Here is a 15,693-nt window from a genome sequence, read left to right as displayed (position 1 = left end):
CGCAGTGCGACGTCACCCGGCGGGCCTCTTCGGTGGTCCCTACGACGTGGCGAGGCGGACGGTCACTTGCCGGCCAGCTTCCAGGCGGTGGGGAGCAGGCCCATCGCCAGGGCGGCCTTGAGGGCGTCGCCGATCAGGAACGGGACGAGGCCGGCGGCGAGCGCGGCGGACGCGGACATGCCGGTGGCCAGGGCCAGGTAGGGCACGCCGACCGCGTAGATGACCGCCTGGCCCAGCACCATCGTGCCGGCCGTGCGCCAGACGTTACGGTCGCCGCCGCGGCGGGCCAGGGCGCCCACGACGGTGGCGGCGAGCAGCATGCCGACGACGTAGCCGAAGGAGACGGAGCCCACGCCCGAGGCGCCGCCGGCGAACCACGGCATACCCGCCGCACCCAGGAGCGCGTACAGCGCCAGGGAGAGGAAACCGCGGCCGGCACCCAGCGTGGTGCCCACGAGCAGCGCCGCGAAGGTCTGGCCGGTCACCGGCACCGGGGAGTGCGGCACGGGCAGCGAGATCTGGGCGGCGAGTCCGGTGAGCGCGGCGCCGCCCACCACGAGCGCCGCGTCCCGGACGCGGGAGGAGGGCAGCAGGTCGGCGAGGACGACCCCGGTACGGGCGGGGGCGGCGGCAGCGGTGCTCATGGGGACTCCGCGGGGTGAGGACGGTTCGGGACAGCGTGACGCTATCCCAGCGGCGGCGCGACGATCACCGTCAGCGCCCGACAAGGGGGGAACGGACGCTTGGTCGGTTCCCCACAAAGGAGCGGCCCTACACCCGGTGGGGCGTGACGCCTGTCACTGAGTTGACGCGGTTTCCGCCCCGCCCGCCGAGGGAAGCGCGACTGTAGGATCCCGCCAAACGGCCCGGCTGCTCGATCATGCGCGGCACCTCGCACCGCGCGACGGCCGGGGGCACCCGGCGCGGGGTAGTCGCCGTCTCACGCTGCGCACGGAGCGCGTCCGGATGGTGAGCGGCCGATCCGTCGCGACACGGCGGCCGCCCAGACTGTGGGGGCTTTCGTATCCCCCCACCGGACGAGCCGCCCATGCCAAGCAGCACCCGTGTCGAAACGCCCCCGCGGGCGGACGACGCCTCCCTGTCCCACGGTCTGAAGCAGCGCCACCTGTCGATGATCGCCCTCGGCGGTGTGATCGGCGCCGGCCTGTTCGTCGGCTCCGGCGCGGGCATCGCCGCCGCCGGACCCTCGATCGTCGTCGCCTACGCCCTGTCCGGCACGCTCGTGATGCTGGTCATGCGGATGCTGGGGGAGATGTCGGCCGCGTATCCGTCGTCGGGCTCGTTCTCCGCGCACGCCGAGCGGGCGTTCGGTCCGTGGGCCGGTTTCACCGCGGGCTGGTCGTTCTGGGTGCTGCTGTGCACCGCGGTCGGTCTGGAGGGCATGGGCGCCGCGAAGATCGTCACGGGGTGGCTGCCGGGCACGCCGGAGTGGGTGTGGGTGGCGCTGTTCATGGTGGTGTTCTGCGGCACGAACCTGGCCGCGGTGAAGAACTTCGGCGAGTTCGAGTTCTGGTTCGCCGCGCTGAAGGTCGGCGCGATCGCCCTGTTCCTGGTCCTCGGCGTGCTGGCCGTCGCGGGCGTGCTACCCGGCACGCACTCCCCGGGCGCCTCGAACCTCACCGACTTCCTGCCACACGGCGGCCACGGCCTGGTCGTCGGCCTGCTCGCCTCCGTCTTCGCCTACGGCGGCCTGGAGACGGTCACCATCGCGGCGGCCGAGTCGGAGAACCCGGTGCGCGGTGTGGCGAGTGCCGTGCGCACGGCGATGTGGCGCATCGCGCTGTTCTACGTCGGCTCCATGGCGGTGATCGTCACGCTCGTCCCCTGGGACTCCGAGGAGGTCGTCGGGAGGGGCCCGTACGTCGCCGCGCTGGACCACCTCGGCATCCCGGGGGCCGGCCAGCTGATGAACGTGGTGGTGCTGGTCGCGCTGCTGAGTGCGATGAACGCCAACATCTACGGCTCCTCGCGCATCGCGTACTCGCTGGTCGAGCGCGGTCAGGGCCCGAAGGCGCTGGCGAAGGTGTCCGGCGGGGTGCCCCGGCCGGCGGTGCTCGCCAGCTCCGTCTTCGGTTTCGTCTGCGTGCTGCTGAGCTACTGGCGGCCGAGCGACGTCTTCCCCTGGCTGCTGAACATGATCGGCGCGGTGATCCTCGTCGTCTGGATCTTCATCGCCGTCTCGCAGCTGCGCCTGCGCCGCAGGCTGGAGCAGGAGGCGCCGGAGAAGCTGGCGGTCCGAATGTGGGCGTTCCCGTGGCTGACCTGGGTGGCCCTGGCCGGTATGGCGGCGGTCTTCGTCCTGATGGCCGCTGAGTCCGGCACCCGGGTGCAGCTGTACTCGACGGGCGGCATGACGATCTTCCTGGCGGCGATCGGGTACCTCCGGCAGCGCACGCGCACCCGGAGCTGACGCGGTGCCGGGCGTCGCCCCGGAGCGGGGAGAAGCCCCACGGGCAGGAGAAAGCCCCGCGAGAAGGCGACTCGCGGGGGCTTTCGCCGATCGGAACGGCTCAGAGGATGGTCGGACGGCTCAGAGGGTGACGGGTCAAAGGTCGCGGACCTGTCGGGTCACAGGTTGCTGAAGTCCGGTCCCACCGTGCGGGTGCGCTTGATCTCGTAGAAGCCCGGGACGGAGGCGACCGCGAGGGTGCCGTCCCAGAGCCGGGCGGCCTGCTCGCCCTTGGGGGTGGGGGTGACGACCGGGCCGAAGAAGGCGAGCTGCTCGCCGTCCGGGCCGGGCACCGCGATGACCGGGGTGCCGACGTCCTGGCCGACCTTCTCGATGCCCTCCTTGTGCGAGGCGCGCAGCTCGGCGTCGAACTCGAAGTCCTCCTGGTCGGCGTACTCGATCAGGTCGGCGGGCAGGCCCACCTCCTCGAGCGCGGCGACCAGGGCCTCGCGGGTGGGGCCCTCGCCGCGGTTGTGGAAGCGGGTGCCGAGCGCGGTGTACAGCGGGCCGAGGACGTCCTGGCCGTGCTTCTGCCAGGCCGCGGTGACCACCCGGACCGGCGCCCACGCCTTGGTGGTCAGCAGCTCCCGGTACTCCTCGGGCAGCTCGTCCAGCCTCGGCTCGTTGAGCACCGCGAGGCTCATGATGTGCCAGCGGACCTCGATGTCCCGCACCTTCTCCACTTCCAGCACCCACCGGGACGTGATCCAGGCCCAGGGACACAGCGGGTCGAACCAGAAGTCGACGGGAGTCTTGCCGGACGACGGGGTCGCGGCGGAGGCGGTCTCGGACATGGCTCTCCTCGGTAAAGGGTCGTTGAAGTGCCAACATCGACGATCGCGTACGGCATTCCCGGCTGCCGCGCGGCAAACCCGCATGGCAGGATCGGTGCTGTCCACATCGTGAAACCATCCGAGGGAGTGCCGCCTGTGCCCGGTGAGAATCTGTCCCGCGACGAGGCCCGGGAGCGGGCCGCCCTGCTGTCCGTCGACGGATACGAGGTGTCCCTGGACGTACGGTCCGCGGTGGGCGAGGACACCGGGGACGGTCCGCGGACGTTCCGGTCCGTGACGACGATCCGGTTCCGCTGCAACGAGCCGGGCGCGTCGAGCTTCGCCGACCTGCTCGCGCCGAGCGTCACCGCCGTCTCGCTCAACGGCAGGGACCTCGACCCCAGCGAGGTCTTCGACGGCTCCCGGATCCTCCTGGAGGACCTGGCCGCCGACAACGAGCTCGTCGTGGACGCGCAGTGCGCCTACTCGCGCACCGGCGAGGGCCTGCACCGCTTCGTCGACCCGGAGGACGGCGAGGTCTACCTCTACACGCAGTACGAGCCCGCCGACTCCCGCCGGGTCTTCGCCAACTTCGAGCAGCCCGACCTCAAGGCGCCGTACCGCTTCGAGGTGCGGGCGCCGGAGGGCTGGACGGTGTGGAGCAACGGGGCGGGCGAGGTCCAGGACGGGGTGTGGCGGTTCGCCGAGACCAAGCCGATCTCGACGTACATCACCTGTGTGGTCGCGGGCCCGTACCACTACGTCACGGACTCCTACGAGCGGGTGTTCGAGGACGGTACGCGGCTGGAGATCCCGCTGGGCGCGCTGTGCCGCAAGGGACTCGCCAGGCACTTCGACGCCGACGACGTCTTCCTGGTCACCAAGCAGGGCCTGGACTTCTTCCACGACCACTTCGACTACCCGTACCCGTTCGGCAAGTACGACCAGGCGTTCGTGCCCGAGTACAACCTCGGCGCCATGGAGAACCCGGGTCTGGTCACCTTCCGGGAGGAGTACATCTTCCGCGGGAAGGTGACGCAGGCCTCCTACGAGGCCCGGGCCAACGTGATCCTGCACGAGATGGCGCACATGTGGTTCGGCGACCTGGTCACCATGGAGTGGTGGGACGACCTGTGGCTGAAGGAGTCCTTCGCTGACTTCATGGGCTCCTTCTCGCTGGTCGGCGCGACCCGCTTCACGGACGGCTGGATCACCTTCGCCAACCGCCGCAAGGCCTGGGCGTACCGCGCGGACCAGCTGCCCTCCACGCACCCGGTCACCGCGGACATCCGCGACCTGCAGGACGCCAAGCTGAACTTCGACGGCATCACCTACGCCAAGGGCGCCTCGGTGCTCAAGCAGCTGGTGGCGTACGTCGGCCAGGACGCGTTCCTGGAGGGCGCGCGGCGCTACTTCAAGCGGCACGCCTACGGCAACACCCGGCTGGGCGACCTGCTCGCGGTGCTGGAGGAGACCAGCGGCCGGGACATGGGCGCGTGGGCGCGGTCGTGGCTCCAGACGGCCGGGGTCAACTCGCTGACCCCGCAGGTGGTGCTGGGCGCCGACGGCCGGATCGAGGAGCTGGCCGTGGTCCAGGAGGCCTCTGTCATTGCCCCGGCGGACCACCCCGAGCTGCGCCCGCACCGGGTGGCGGTGGGCCTGTACCAGCGGTCCGAGGTGGGGGCGCTGGAGCGGTACGCGCGCGCCGAGACCGACGTGGCCGGCGCCCGTACGGTGGTGTCCGAGCTGGCGGGTGCGGACGCGCCCGATCTGGTGCTGGTCAACGACGACGACCTGACCTACTGCAAGATCCGCTTCGACGAGACCTCGCTGGCGACCCTGCGGGAGCACCTGGGCACCCTGACCGACCCGCTGGCCCGTGCGTTGTGCTGGTCGGCGCTGTGGAACCTGACCCGGGACGCGCTGCTGCCGGCGCGGGACTTCGTCGACCTGGTGCTGCGCTTCGCCGGCCGGGAGACCGACATCGGCGTGCTCCAGATGCTGCACGCCTGGGCGGAGTCCGCGCTGGTGCACTACGCGGCGCCGCAGTGGCGGGAGACCGGCGGGCGGGCGCTGGCCGAGGGCGCGCTGGGCGAGCTGCGGCAGGCCGAGCCGGGCAGCGAGCACCAGCTCGCGTGGGCGCGCTTCTTCGCCACGACGGCCTCCGCGCCGAACGACCTGGAGCTGCTGAAGTCGCTGCTGGACGGCACGGAGGAGATCGCCGGCCTGGACGTCGACCAGGAACTGCGCTGGGCGTTCCTGGAACCGCTGGCGGCGCACGGGGTGGCGGACGAGAAGGCGCTCGCCGCCGAACTCGCCCGGGACGACACCGCCTCCGGCAAGCGGCACCAGGTGCGCTGCCTGGCCGCGCGGCCCTCCGCCGACGTCAAGGCGCGGGCCTGGGAGCAGGTGGTGGACTCCGACGCGTTGTCGAACGCGCTGGTGGAGGCGACGATCGCGGGCTTCGGGCAGGCCTCCCAGCGGGAGCTGCTCGCGCCGTACGCGTCGAGGTACTTCGAGGCGATCGAGCGGGTGTGGACCGAGCGGTCCATCCAGATCGGCATGGACGTCGTGCGGGGGCTGTTCCCGGCGTTGCAGGACTCGCCGGGGACGGTGGAGGCGGCCGACACGTGGCTCGCCGCGCACGAGGGAGCCGCTCCCGCCCTGCGCCGCCTGGTGCTGGAGGCCCGGGACGACCTGGCCCGGGCACTGCGCGGACAGGCGTGCGACGCGGCGGCCGGAACGTCCGCCGCCTGAGCCGTAGTTCTGGCCAACGGTCGGGCGCGCGACAGCTGTTACAGGATGCGTGCCCGGCTCGCCGTAACCCCTGGTCCACCCGCGTGGGGATCAGGGGTTTCCGGTATCCGAACAACCGTCCTTCAGGGCGGGCTTGTCCAGGTTTGTCGACGGGCCTGTAACAGCGGTTGAAGGCCGGACACGGGGCGGGGAACGTGCCGGACATGAACCACGAGACCCAGCTCTCCCCCCGCCCCCTGCACCATCTGGCCGAGGCGCCCTGCCGGGTCCTGACCGCCGCTCAGCTGCGCGAGCACGGAGTGTCGGCGGCCGAGACGGCCGTGCGGTGCCGCGCCGGCGGGCCCTGGCGGCAGCTCCTGCCGGGGGTGTTCCTGCTCCATCCCGGCCCACCGACGAGTGAGGAACGGCTGCACGCGGTCCTCCTGTACGCGGCGCGCGGGCCCCTTCCGTGCACGGCCGCCGGGGTGCCGGCGCAGCCGACCGCCGGGGATCCGCAGCGCCCGGTGTACGCGGACGTGATGGTGACCGGTCTGGCGGCGCTCACCCTGCACGGCTTCACCACGTCTCCCGGCCTGCCGGCGTTGGAGGAGATCGACGTCCTGGTGGAGCGCGGCCGGCGGCTGCGCTCGGCCGGCTGCGCGCGGATCGTCCGGGCGGCCGGGCTGCCCGCCGCCGAGGCGGTCACGGGTCTGCCGGTCGCGCCGGTGCCGCGCGCCCTGGCGGACGCGGTGGCCGGCCTGTCCGACGCGGGCACGGTACAGCGGCTGCTGACGGAGGCGGTGCGCGGCGGGTACTGCGAGCCGTCCGCCGTGGTCCGCGAGTTGGCCGGGGCCGGGCTGCTTGGCCGGCCGTGCGTGGTGGACGCGGTGGACCTGCTGCTGGCGGAGGGGCGGGCGCGCGCGGAGGACCGGCTGTACCGGATGGTGCGTGAGCACGGCCTGCCGGACCCGGTCTGGAACGTGGACCTCCGTCTGCCGGGCGGGCCCCGCCTCGGCGGCGTGGACGCCTACTGGCCACAGCAGGCGGTCGCGCTGGAGCTGGACACCCGCGCACCCCGCCCGGGCGGCCGGCCCGACGACGGGTCCCCGTGCTCCGAACTCGCCCGCAGGAGAGAGCATCTGGAGCGGCTGGGCGTCACGGTCGTCCACATCAGCCCCAGGAAGCTGCGGGAGTCCCTGGACCAGCAGGCGACCGTCGTCCGCACCGCCCTGATGGCAGCCGCCGACCGCGATCCGGCCGCGTCCGTGCTGGTGCTCCCCCGGTAGCGGCCGGGTGCCCACGGGGGCACGTCGGGCAGGTCCGGGCGCGACCGAGTGAACGTCCGTTCCGGCAGGGGCGGTTGGGGCCCCGCGCCGTCGAGGGAAGTGGCATGGTTTGGGCCTCTATGCCTCTCGTGGCGCATGGCGGAAGTACGCCATGCTTCCATCCCGACAAGACCAAGTCTCGTCAAACATCTTTCCCTTGGGTAAAGCTGAGCGATCATCCGACCCCGAAATCCGGACGATCGCGATCGACCCCGATCGCACCTCGCTTGGTTCCTTTACCTGCAAGGGATGCCGATGACCCCCGACCCCCAGCGCGCACCGATCACGGGCGCGAGACGCCTGGCCCGCATCACCATGGCCGCCGGCGTGGTGGCCGCGCTCTCCGTGGCCGGCCCGATACCCCTGGCCGTCGCCCAGGACGGCCCCGCGTCCGCCGACCCGACCGCCAAGTCGGCGCGCCACCACAAGTTCGGTTCGGCCGGCGCCGAACTGCTCGCCGAGGCCAAGGCCGAGGGCGCCAAGAACGTCACCATGATGATCGCGACCGAGCCCGGCAAGACCGAGCAGGTCGCCGAGCAGCTGGATGCCGTCAGGGGCGGCGCCGTGGGCCGCACCTACGACAAGCTCGGCTACGTCCGCGCCACCGTGCCGACGGACAAGGCGGACTCGGTGATCGACGCCGCCACGAAGCTGTCCTCCGTCCAGGCCATCGACCTGAAGCAGGACATCCCGCTCGACGACCCGAGGCCCGAGGCGGACACCGCCCAGGGCAAGGACAAGGGCAAGGACAAGGGGAAGGGCACCTACCCGGCGCCGGACAAGAACACCCCCGCCGAGAACCCGTACAACCCGTCCTTCGAGACGGGCGCCGTCGACTTCGTGAAGAAGAACCCGAAGGCGGACGGCCGGGGCGTCACCATCGGCATCCTCGACTCCGGCGTGGACCTCGGCCACCCGGCGCTCCAGAAGACCACCACCGGCGAGCGCAAGATCGTCGACTGGGTCACCGCCACCGACCCGATCGTCGACAGCGACGGCACCTGGCGGCCGATGACCACCGGCGTCACCGGTCCCCAGTTCACCGCGGGCGGCAAGACCTGGAAGGCGCCGCAGGGCAACTTCCTGTTCAACACCTTCAGCGAGTCCGCGACCAAGGGCGGCGACGCCAACGGCGACCTGGACCGCGACGGCAAGACCACCAGCGTGTGGGGCGTCCTGTACGACCCGGCCAACGGCACCGTCCGCGTCGACCTGAACAACAACAACGACTTCACGGACGACGTCCCGATGAAGCCGTACAAGGACGGCTACCAGGTCGGCTACTTCGGCCAGGACAAGAAGGACCCGGCGACCGGCGCCGACCTGCGCGTGCCGTTCGTCGTGGAGATCCGCAAGGACGTGGCGATGGACCCCTACGGCGGGTCCTGGATCGGCCAGAAGGCCGACTTCGTCAACATCGGCGTGATCGAGTCCGAGCACGGCACGCACGTCGCCGGCATCACTGCCGCCAACAGCCTGTTCGGCGGCAAGATGAACGGCGCCGCCCCGGGCGCGAAGATCGTCTCCTCCCGGGCCTGCAACTGGAACGGCGGCTGCACCAACGTCGCGCTCACCGAGGGCATGATCGACCTCGTCGCCAACCGCGGCGTGGACGTCGTCAACATGTCCATCGGCGGCCTGCCGGCGCTCAACGACGGCAACAACGCCCGCGCGAAGCTGTACACGCGGCTCATCGACACCTACGGCGTGCAGCTCGTGATCTCCGCGGGCAACAGCGGCCCGGGCCTGAACACCATCGGTGACCCCGGCCTCGCCGACAAGGTCCTCTCGGTCGGCGCGAGCATCTCCAAGGAGACCTGGGCGGCCAACTACGGCTCCATCATGGACACGAAGTACTCCATGATGCCGTTCTCCTCCCGCGGTCCGCGTGAGGACGGCGGCTTCGCGCCGATCATCTCGGCGCCCGGCGCGGCCATCAACACCACCCAGACCTGGCTGCCCGGCGGCCCGGTCGCCGAGGCCGGCTACTCGCTGCCGGCCGGCTACTCGATGCTCCAGGGCACCTCGATGGCGTCCCCGCAGGCGGCCGGCGCGTCCGCGCTGCTCCTCTCCGCGGCCAAGCAGAAGCGCATCGACCTCACCCCGGCGAAGCTCCGCACCGCGCTGACCTCGACCGCCCAGCACATCAAGGGCGAGCAGCCGCACAGCGAGGGCGCGGGCCTGATCGACATCGTCAAGGCCTGGAAGTCGATCGAGAAGGGCGCCTCGGCGCAGGAGTACACGGTCAAGGCCCCGGTCAGCACCTCGCTGTCCTGGGCACTGGAGACCCCCGAGTTCGGCACCGGCCTGTACGACCGCGAGGGCGGTCTGAAGAAGGGCCAGAAGAAGACCTACGAGGTCCAGGTCACCCGCACGACGGGCCGGACCGGTACGGTCAAGCACCACCTGAGCCTGAAGAACGGCGACGGCACCTTCAAGATCGTCGGTTCGCCCGAGGTCTCGCTGCCGCTGAACAAGCCGGTGACGGTCAAGATCGAGGCGAAGCCCGGCTCCGCCGGTGTGCACAGCGCGATCCTCGAGGTCGACGACCGCGGCACCGAGGGCGTGGACAAGCAGATCATGCTGACCGTGGTGGTCTCCACGGAGATCGCCAAGCCGTCGTACACCTACTCGGTCTCCGATGTCGCGCAGCGCAACAGCACCCTGTCGTACTTCGTGACGGTCCCGCAGGGCGCGAAGACCCTCGAGATCTCGATGAGCGGCCTCAAGGACCAGAGCCAGACCCGCTTCATCGCGATCCACCCCTACGGCACCCCGGTGGACGACACCTCGACCCCGAGCTGCTACCCGAACTACAACCCGGCCAACACCTGCCGTCCGGACGTGCGTTCGTACGCCAGCCCGATGCCGGGCGTCTGGGAGATCGAGGTCGAGGCGCGTCGCACCTCGCCGCTGCTGGACAACCCGTTCACGCTGAACGCGGCGGTGTACGGGCTGGACTTCGACCCCGCGGTGCAGACGGTCGAGGAGGCGAAGGCCGGTACGCCGGCCCCCGTGACCTGGACGCTGACGAACAAGCTCGCCGGCCTTGACGCCAAGCTGAAGGGCGGCTCGCTGGGCTCGGCGAAGTCGGATCGTCCCACCATCCGTGACGGCGAGGAGCAGTACCTGACCGTCGACGTGCCCGCGGGTGCCGAGCGCCTCGACATCGCCATCGGCAACGTCTCGGACGCCGGGGCCGACCTGGACCTCTACGTGTACAACGCCGCCGGCCAGCGCGTCGCCTACTCGGCGGCGGGCGGCTCGGAGGAGTCCGTCTCCATCGCCAAGCCCGCCGCGGGCACCTACACCGTCCTGGTCGACGCCTACTCGGTGCCGGCCGGCACCACGGCCTACGACTACCGGGACGTGTACTACTCGGCGGCGCTGGGCTCGGTGAAGGTCGACGACTCGAAGGTGTACTCGCTCGCCCCGAACGGCACGGCGCAGATCACCGCCGAGGTCGTCGCGAACGCGTCGGCCCCCGCGGGCCGCGAGTTCTTCGGCGAGGTCCAGGTGCTGAACACCCGGGACACCGTCGCGGGCGTCGGCAGCGTGAAGATCGGCAAGGTCGTCCCGTAACGGCGGTCTCCACCTCCGGTACGTGATGGCGGGGCGGGCTCCACTCGGAGCCCGCCCCTTGCGTGTGCGGGGAGCGTTCGCGGCGGCTCGTTCGCCGCGGAGCCCGGCCACCGGGCCGTCCCAGCCCGCCCCGCCCCGTCCCGGTCCGTCCCACTACGTGGCGATGATTGGACAGACCGGCCCGGGACAGACGCATGATGGAAGCGTCGTCCGCGTACCGCGTACGCGGAACCAGTGAAGTGAGCAGAAGGAGTCCCCGTGAGGATCGGAATCGTCGGAGCCACCGGTCAGGTCGGCACGGTCATGCGCGGCATCCTCACGGAGCGCGATTTTCCGGTCACCGAGCTGCGCCTGTTCGCCTCGGCCCGCTCGGCGGGAACGGTCCTCGACGGGGTCGCGGTGGAGGACGCGGCCACCGCGGACTACAGCGGCCTGGACATCGTGCTGTTCTCGGCGGGCGGCGCGACCTCGAAGGCGCTGGCCGAGAAGGTCGCCTCCCAGGGCGCCGTGGTGATCGACAACTCCTCGGCGTGGCGCAGGGACCCGGACGTACCGCTGGTGGTGTCCGAGGTGAACCCGCACGCGATCGCCGACCGCCCCAAGGGCATCATCGCGAACCCGAACTGCACGACGATGGCCGCGATGCCGGTCCTCAAGCCGCTGCACGCGGAGGCGGGTCTCGAGGCGCTGGTCGTCGCCACCTACCAGGCGGTGTCCGGATCGGGCCTCGCGGGCGTCGCCGAGCTGCACGGCCAGACCCAGAAGGTCGTCGCGGAGGCCGACAGGCTGACCCACGACGGCGCGGCCGTGGACTTCCCCGAGCCGTCCGTCTACAAGCGCCCGATCGCCTTCAACGTGCTCCCCTTCGCGGGCAACCTCGTCGACGACGGCCTGAACGAGACCGACGAGGAGCAGAAGCTCCGCAACGAGTCCCGCAAGATCCTGGAGATCCCGGAGCTGAAGGTGTCCGGCACCTGCGTGCGCGTGCCCGTCTTCTCCGGCCACTCCCTCCAGGTCAACGCCCGTTTCGCGCGCCCGATCGGCGTGGAGCGCGCGACCGAGCTGCTGGCCGGCGCCCCCGGTGTCGCCCTCTCGGACATCCCGACGCCGCTCCAGGCGGCCGGCCAGGACCCGGCGTACGTCGGCCGCATCCGCCGCGACGAGACGGTGGACAACGGCCTGGCCCTGTTCATCTCCAACGACAACCTCCGCAAGGGCGCTGCCCTGAACGCGGTGCAGATCGCGGAGCTGGTGGCGGCGGAGCTCAAGGCCTAGCCGGCTCGAGGGCCGGTCGGCCCGAAGGCCGGTCACCGGTCACCCGGTCCTGCGCACCTCGTAGAGGAAGCAGCCGTACTCGACGGCCCGGACGTGGACGAGCGCCACGGCCGGGTCGTCGAACGCTTCCGCGAACGCCGCGTCGAACCGCGCGGAGCCCTCCTGGACCAGCCGCCCGCCCAGGATGCGCCCGTCGGCGCCGTAGCGCCGGACCACACGGTGGGCGTTGGTGAACGGGTGGCCTTCGCCGGCCGGTCCCGCGCACTCCCGCGCGTGGACGAAAACCGGCCCTTGTTCGTCGTACGCCCCCGGGGTGGCGCCCGTCCGGGCCGCCCAGCGTCGCAGCGGGGCGTAGGTGACCAGCGCGATCCGCTCCCCCGGCGCGCTCCTGCGCAGACAGCAGCGCAGGGGCGCGCCGCCCTCCTCGTCGGTGAACGGGGCCGCCGGGCGTCCGGCGTCGTCCCGCTCCCGCAGCTGTGCCAGCGTGGCCGGTGCGATGGCACGCGCGCCGTGTCGCGTCGTTTCCCTCAGTGTTGTCATGCGTCCAGGCTCGCGCCCCGCCGCCCCGGCCACCGGCGCATTCCGGTCGTCGCGCTCCGCGCGCGTCACGTGGAAGGATGGCGCAATCCACACATCACGAGGAGATGACCGCGTGCCTGGCACAAACCTGACTCGCGAAGAGGCGCAGCAGCGGGCGAAGCTGCTCACCGTTGACTCGTACGAGATCGATCTCGACCTCTCCGGCGCGCAGGAGGGCGGTACCTACAGGTCCGTGACCACAGTGCGCTTCGACGTCGCGGGTGGGGGCACCTCCCGCTCGAGCGAAGCCGAGAACGGGGGAAGCGCCGCCTCCTTCATCGACCTGGTGGCCCCGGCCGTCCACGAGGTGACCCTCAACGGCGACTCCCTGGACCCCGCCGAGGTCTTCGAGGACTCCAGGATCGCCCTGCCGGGCCTGCTCCAGGGCCGCAACGTGCTGCGGGTCGTCGCCGACTGCGCGTACACCAACACCGGTGAGGGCCTGCACCGCTTCGTCGACCCGGTCGACGACCAGGCCTACCTCTACACCCAGTTCGAGGTCCCGGACGCCCGCCGGGTCTTCGCCTCCTTCGAGCAGCCGGACCTGAAGGCCACCTTCCAGTTCACGGTCAAGGCGCCCGAGGGCTGGACGGTCGTGTCCAACTCGCCGACCCCCCAGCCCGAGAACAACGTCTGGGTGTTCGAGCCGACGCCGCGCATCTCGACGTACATCACGGCGCTGATCGTCGGGCCGTACCACAGCGTGCACAGCGTGTACGAGAAGGACGGGCAGTCGGTCCCGCTCGGCATCTACTGCCGGCCCTCGCTGGCCGAGTTCCTCGACGCGGACGCGATCTTCGAGGTGACCCGGCAGGGCTTCGACTGGTTCCAGGAGAAGTTCGACTACGCCTACCCGTTCGAGAAGTACGACCAGCTCTTCGTGCCCGAGTTCAACGCGGGCGCGATGGAGAACGCGGGCGCGGTGACCATCCGCGACCAGTACGTCTTCCGGTCCAAGGTGACCGACGCGGCGTACGAGGCGCGGGCCACCACGATCCTGCACGAGCTGGCCCACATGTGGTTCGGCGACCTGGTCACCATGGAGTGGTGGAACGACCTGTGGCTGAACGAGTCGTTCGCCACCTACGCCGAGGCCGCCTGCATGGCGTACGCCCCCGGCTCGAAGTGGCCGCACTCGTGGACCACGTTCGCCAACCAGATGAAGACCTGGGCGTACCGGCAGGACCAGCTGCCCTCCACCCACCCGATCATGGCGGACATCCGCGACCTGGACGACGTGCTCGTCAACTTCGACGGCATCACCTACGCCAAGGGCGCCAGCGTGCTCAAGCAGCTCGTGGCGTACGTCGGCATGGACGAGTTCTTCCGGGGCGTGCAGGCGTACTTCAAGCAGCACGCGTACGGCAACACGCGCCTGTCCGACCTGCTGGGCGCGCTGGAGGAGACCTCCGGGCGTGATCTGAAGACCTGGTCGAAGAAGTGGCTGGAGACGGCCGGGATCAACGTCCTGCGTCCGGAGATCGAGACAGACGGTGAGGACGGGGCGGGCGTCATCACCTCCTTCGCGATCCGCCAGGAGGCCCCCGCCCTGCCCGCCGGCGCCAAGGGCGAGGCGACCCTGCGCCCGCACCGCATCGCGGTCGGCCTGTACGACCTCGACGAGGCGAGCGGCAAGCTGGTGCGCGCCGCGGACGGCCGGATCGAGCTGGACGTGGACGGCGAGCTGACCGCCGTGCCGCAGCTGGCCGGCCGGCGCCGTCCGGCGGTCGTCCTGCTCAACGACGACGACCTGTCGTACGCCAAGGTGCGCCTGGACGAGGGGTCGCTGGCCGTCGTCACCGAGCACCTGGGCGACTTCGAGTCCTCGCTGCCGCGCGCCCTGTGCTGGGCGTCGGCCTGGGACATGACCCGGGACGGGGAGCTGGCGACCCACGACTACCTGTCGCTGGTGCTGTCCGGGATCGGCAAGGAGTCCGACATCGGCGTCGTGCAGTCGCTGCACCGCCAGGTGAAGCTGGCCGTCGACCTGTACTCCGACCCGGCCGCCCGGGAGGCCCTGCTCACCCGCTGGACGGACGCCACGCTGGCGCACCTGCGCGCGGCGGACGCGGGCAGCGACCACCAGCTGGCATGGGCGCGCGCCTTCGCGGCGACCGCGCGCACGCCGGAGCAGCTGGACCTGCTCGAGTCCCTGCTGGACGGCTCGCACACCGTCGAGGGCCTGGTCGTGGACACGGAGCTGCGCTGGGCGTTCGTGGAGCGGCTGGCGGCCGTCGGGCGGTTCGACGAGGCGGAGATCGCGGGCGAGTACGAGCGCGACAGGACGGCGGCCGGTGAGCGGCACGCGGCCACCGCGCGGGCGGCCCGTCCGACGACGGAGGCCAAGGCCGAGGCGTGGGCGTCGGTCATCGACTCCGACAAGCTGCCGAACGCCGTCCAGGAGGCGGTCATCGAGGGCTTCGTCCAGACCGACCAGCGGGAGCTGCTCGCACCGTACGCCGACCGGTACTTCGAGGTGGTCGAGGACATCTGGGAGTCCCGGTCGTACGAGATCGCCCAGCAGATCGCGGTCGGACTGTACCCGTCGGTCCAGGTGTCCGAGGACACCCTGCGCAAGACCGACGCGTGGCAGGCCTCGGCCGGGCCGAACGCCGCCCTGCGCCGGCTGGTCGCGGAGTCGCGCTCGGGCGTCGAGCGTGCCCTGAAGGCCCAGGCGGCGGACGCGGCGACGCGGTCGTAACACCGACCCTGCGGCGGTAGGGGGCGCCCGGTACTCGACCGGGCGCCCCCTGTTCCGCTCTCGCGGGCGGTCTCACGGGCGGTCCAGGGCGGTGGGAGACCGGACGGAGAAGGCGTACGCACCGCCTCCACCTGGTGCAGACGGAGGCACTGTCCGCCCCGGACGCCGAGCGGACCGGCCAACTGGCCGACCTGCCCAGGGAGTTGCCGGCCGGAATGACCGGCGCTCCGGCACAGGGCCGCTTGGGTCGTC

9 protein-coding genes are annotated in these 15,693 nt (G+C 71.4%); 6 read left to right on the top strand and 3 right to left on the bottom strand.

The annotated features are described in order from the left end of the window. Positions 1 to 62 precede the first annotated feature (62 nt). Positions 63 to 644 carry a biotin transporter BioY gene (locus ACIHCX_RS00315; RefSeq protein ID WP_400025149.1) on the bottom strand — a complete coding sequence of 194 codons (582 nt, stop codon included), beginning with the start codon at positions 642 to 644 and terminating at the stop codon, positions 63 to 65. 404 nt (positions 645 to 1,048) lie between these two features. Here ACIHCX_RS00315 and ACIHCX_RS00310 point away from each other — a divergent pair, with 404 nt between their 5' ends. Beyond that, the gene (locus ACIHCX_RS00310) at positions 1,049 to 2,431 is read left to right on the top strand and encodes an amino acid permease (RefSeq protein WP_400025148.1); all 1,383 of its coding nucleotides are present in this window, start codon (positions 1,049 to 1,051) and stop codon (positions 2,429 to 2,431) included. A gap of 158 nt (positions 2,432 to 2,589) precedes the next feature. On the opposite strand, the gene ACIHCX_RS00305 is transcribed toward ACIHCX_RS00310, so the two are convergent. Next, a complete protein-coding gene (locus ACIHCX_RS00305; RefSeq protein WP_400025146.1) occupies positions 2,590 to 3,264 on the bottom strand; it encodes a DsbA family protein in 675 nt (224 codons plus the stop codon). Between the two features lie 135 nt (positions 3,265 to 3,399). Here ACIHCX_RS00305 and pepN (ACIHCX_RS00300) point away from each other — a divergent pair, with 135 nt between their 5' ends. The 4 genes from pepN (ACIHCX_RS00300) (at position 3,400) to ACIHCX_RS00285 (ending at position 12,161) form a co-directional block, all read left to right on the top strand. After that, positions 3,400 to 6,000 carry an aminopeptidase N gene (gene pepN / locus ACIHCX_RS00300; RefSeq protein WP_400025144.1) on the top strand — a complete coding sequence of 867 codons (2,601 nt, stop codon included), beginning with the start codon at positions 3,400 to 3,402 and terminating at the stop codon, positions 5,998 to 6,000. 203 nt (positions 6,001 to 6,203) lie between these two features. Beyond that, positions 6,204 to 7,265, top strand: a complete 1,062-nt coding sequence (locus ACIHCX_RS00295) for a hypothetical protein (protein ID WP_400025143.1) — start codon at positions 6,204 to 6,206, stop codon at positions 7,263 to 7,265. A 294-nt stretch (positions 7,266 to 7,559) separates the two neighbouring features. Beyond that, positions 7,560 to 10,886: a S8 family serine peptidase gene (locus tag ACIHCX_RS00290; RefSeq protein WP_400025142.1), complete on the top strand. Its 3,327-nt coding sequence runs from the start codon at positions 7,560 to 7,562 to the stop codon at positions 10,884 to 10,886. Between the two features lie 258 nt (positions 10,887 to 11,144). Beyond that, positions 11,145 to 12,161, top strand: coding sequence for an aspartate-semialdehyde dehydrogenase (locus tag ACIHCX_RS00285; protein ID WP_400025141.1), 1,017 nt, complete (start codon positions 11,145 to 11,147; stop codon positions 12,159 to 12,161). Positions 12,162 to 12,200: 39 nt separating this feature from the next. Here ACIHCX_RS00285 and ACIHCX_RS00280 read toward each other — a convergent pair whose 3' ends face one another. Continuing rightward, positions 12,201 to 12,701: a DUF1203 domain-containing protein gene (locus ACIHCX_RS00280; protein WP_400025139.1), complete on the bottom strand. Its 501-nt coding sequence runs from the start codon at positions 12,699 to 12,701 to the stop codon at positions 12,201 to 12,203. A 112-nt stretch (positions 12,702 to 12,813) separates the two neighbouring features. On the opposite strand from ACIHCX_RS00280, the gene pepN (ACIHCX_RS00275) reads away from it, so the two are divergent. After that, positions 12,814 to 15,441, top strand: a complete 2,628-nt coding sequence (gene pepN, locus ACIHCX_RS00275; RefSeq protein ID WP_400025137.1) for an aminopeptidase N — start codon at positions 12,814 to 12,816, stop codon at positions 15,439 to 15,441. Positions 15,442 to 15,693: the final 252 nt, after the last annotated feature.

Source organism: Streptomyces sp. NPDC052043 (assembly GCF_044548235.1).
In the GTDB taxonomy this organism is placed as follows: Bacteria; Actinomycetota; Actinomycetes; order Streptomycetales; family Streptomycetaceae; genus Streptomyces.
Note: the sequence above shows the minus strand (reverse complement) of the source record. Positions and strands in the feature narration are given on the sequence as shown.

What these genes read in the sequence shown, in the direction of transcription:
- ACIHCX_RS00310 (WP_400025148.1), top strand. Translation starts at nt 1,049, where the DNA reads ATGCCAAGCAGCACCCGTGTCGAAACGCCCCCGCGGGCGGACGACGCC.
- ACIHCX_RS00295 (WP_400025143.1), top strand. Translation starts at nt 6,204, where the DNA reads ATGAACCACGAGACCCAGCTCTCCCCCCGCCCCCTGCACCATCTGGCC.
- ACIHCX_RS00290 (WP_400025142.1), top strand. Translation starts at nt 7,560, where the DNA reads ATGACCCCCGACCCCCAGCGCGCACCGATCACGGGCGCGAGACGCCTG.
- ACIHCX_RS00305 (WP_400025146.1), bottom strand. Translation starts at nt 3,264, where the DNA reads ATGTCCGAGACCGCCTCCGCCGCGACCCCGTCGTCCGGCAAGACTCCC.
- ACIHCX_RS00280 (WP_400025139.1), bottom strand. Translation starts at nt 12,701, where the DNA reads ATGACAACACTGAGGGAAACGACGCGACACGGCGCGCGTGCCATCGCA.
- ACIHCX_RS00315 (WP_400025149.1), bottom strand. Translation starts at nt 644, where the DNA reads ATGAGCACCGCTGCCGCCGCCCCCGCCCGTACCGGGGTCGTCCTCGCC.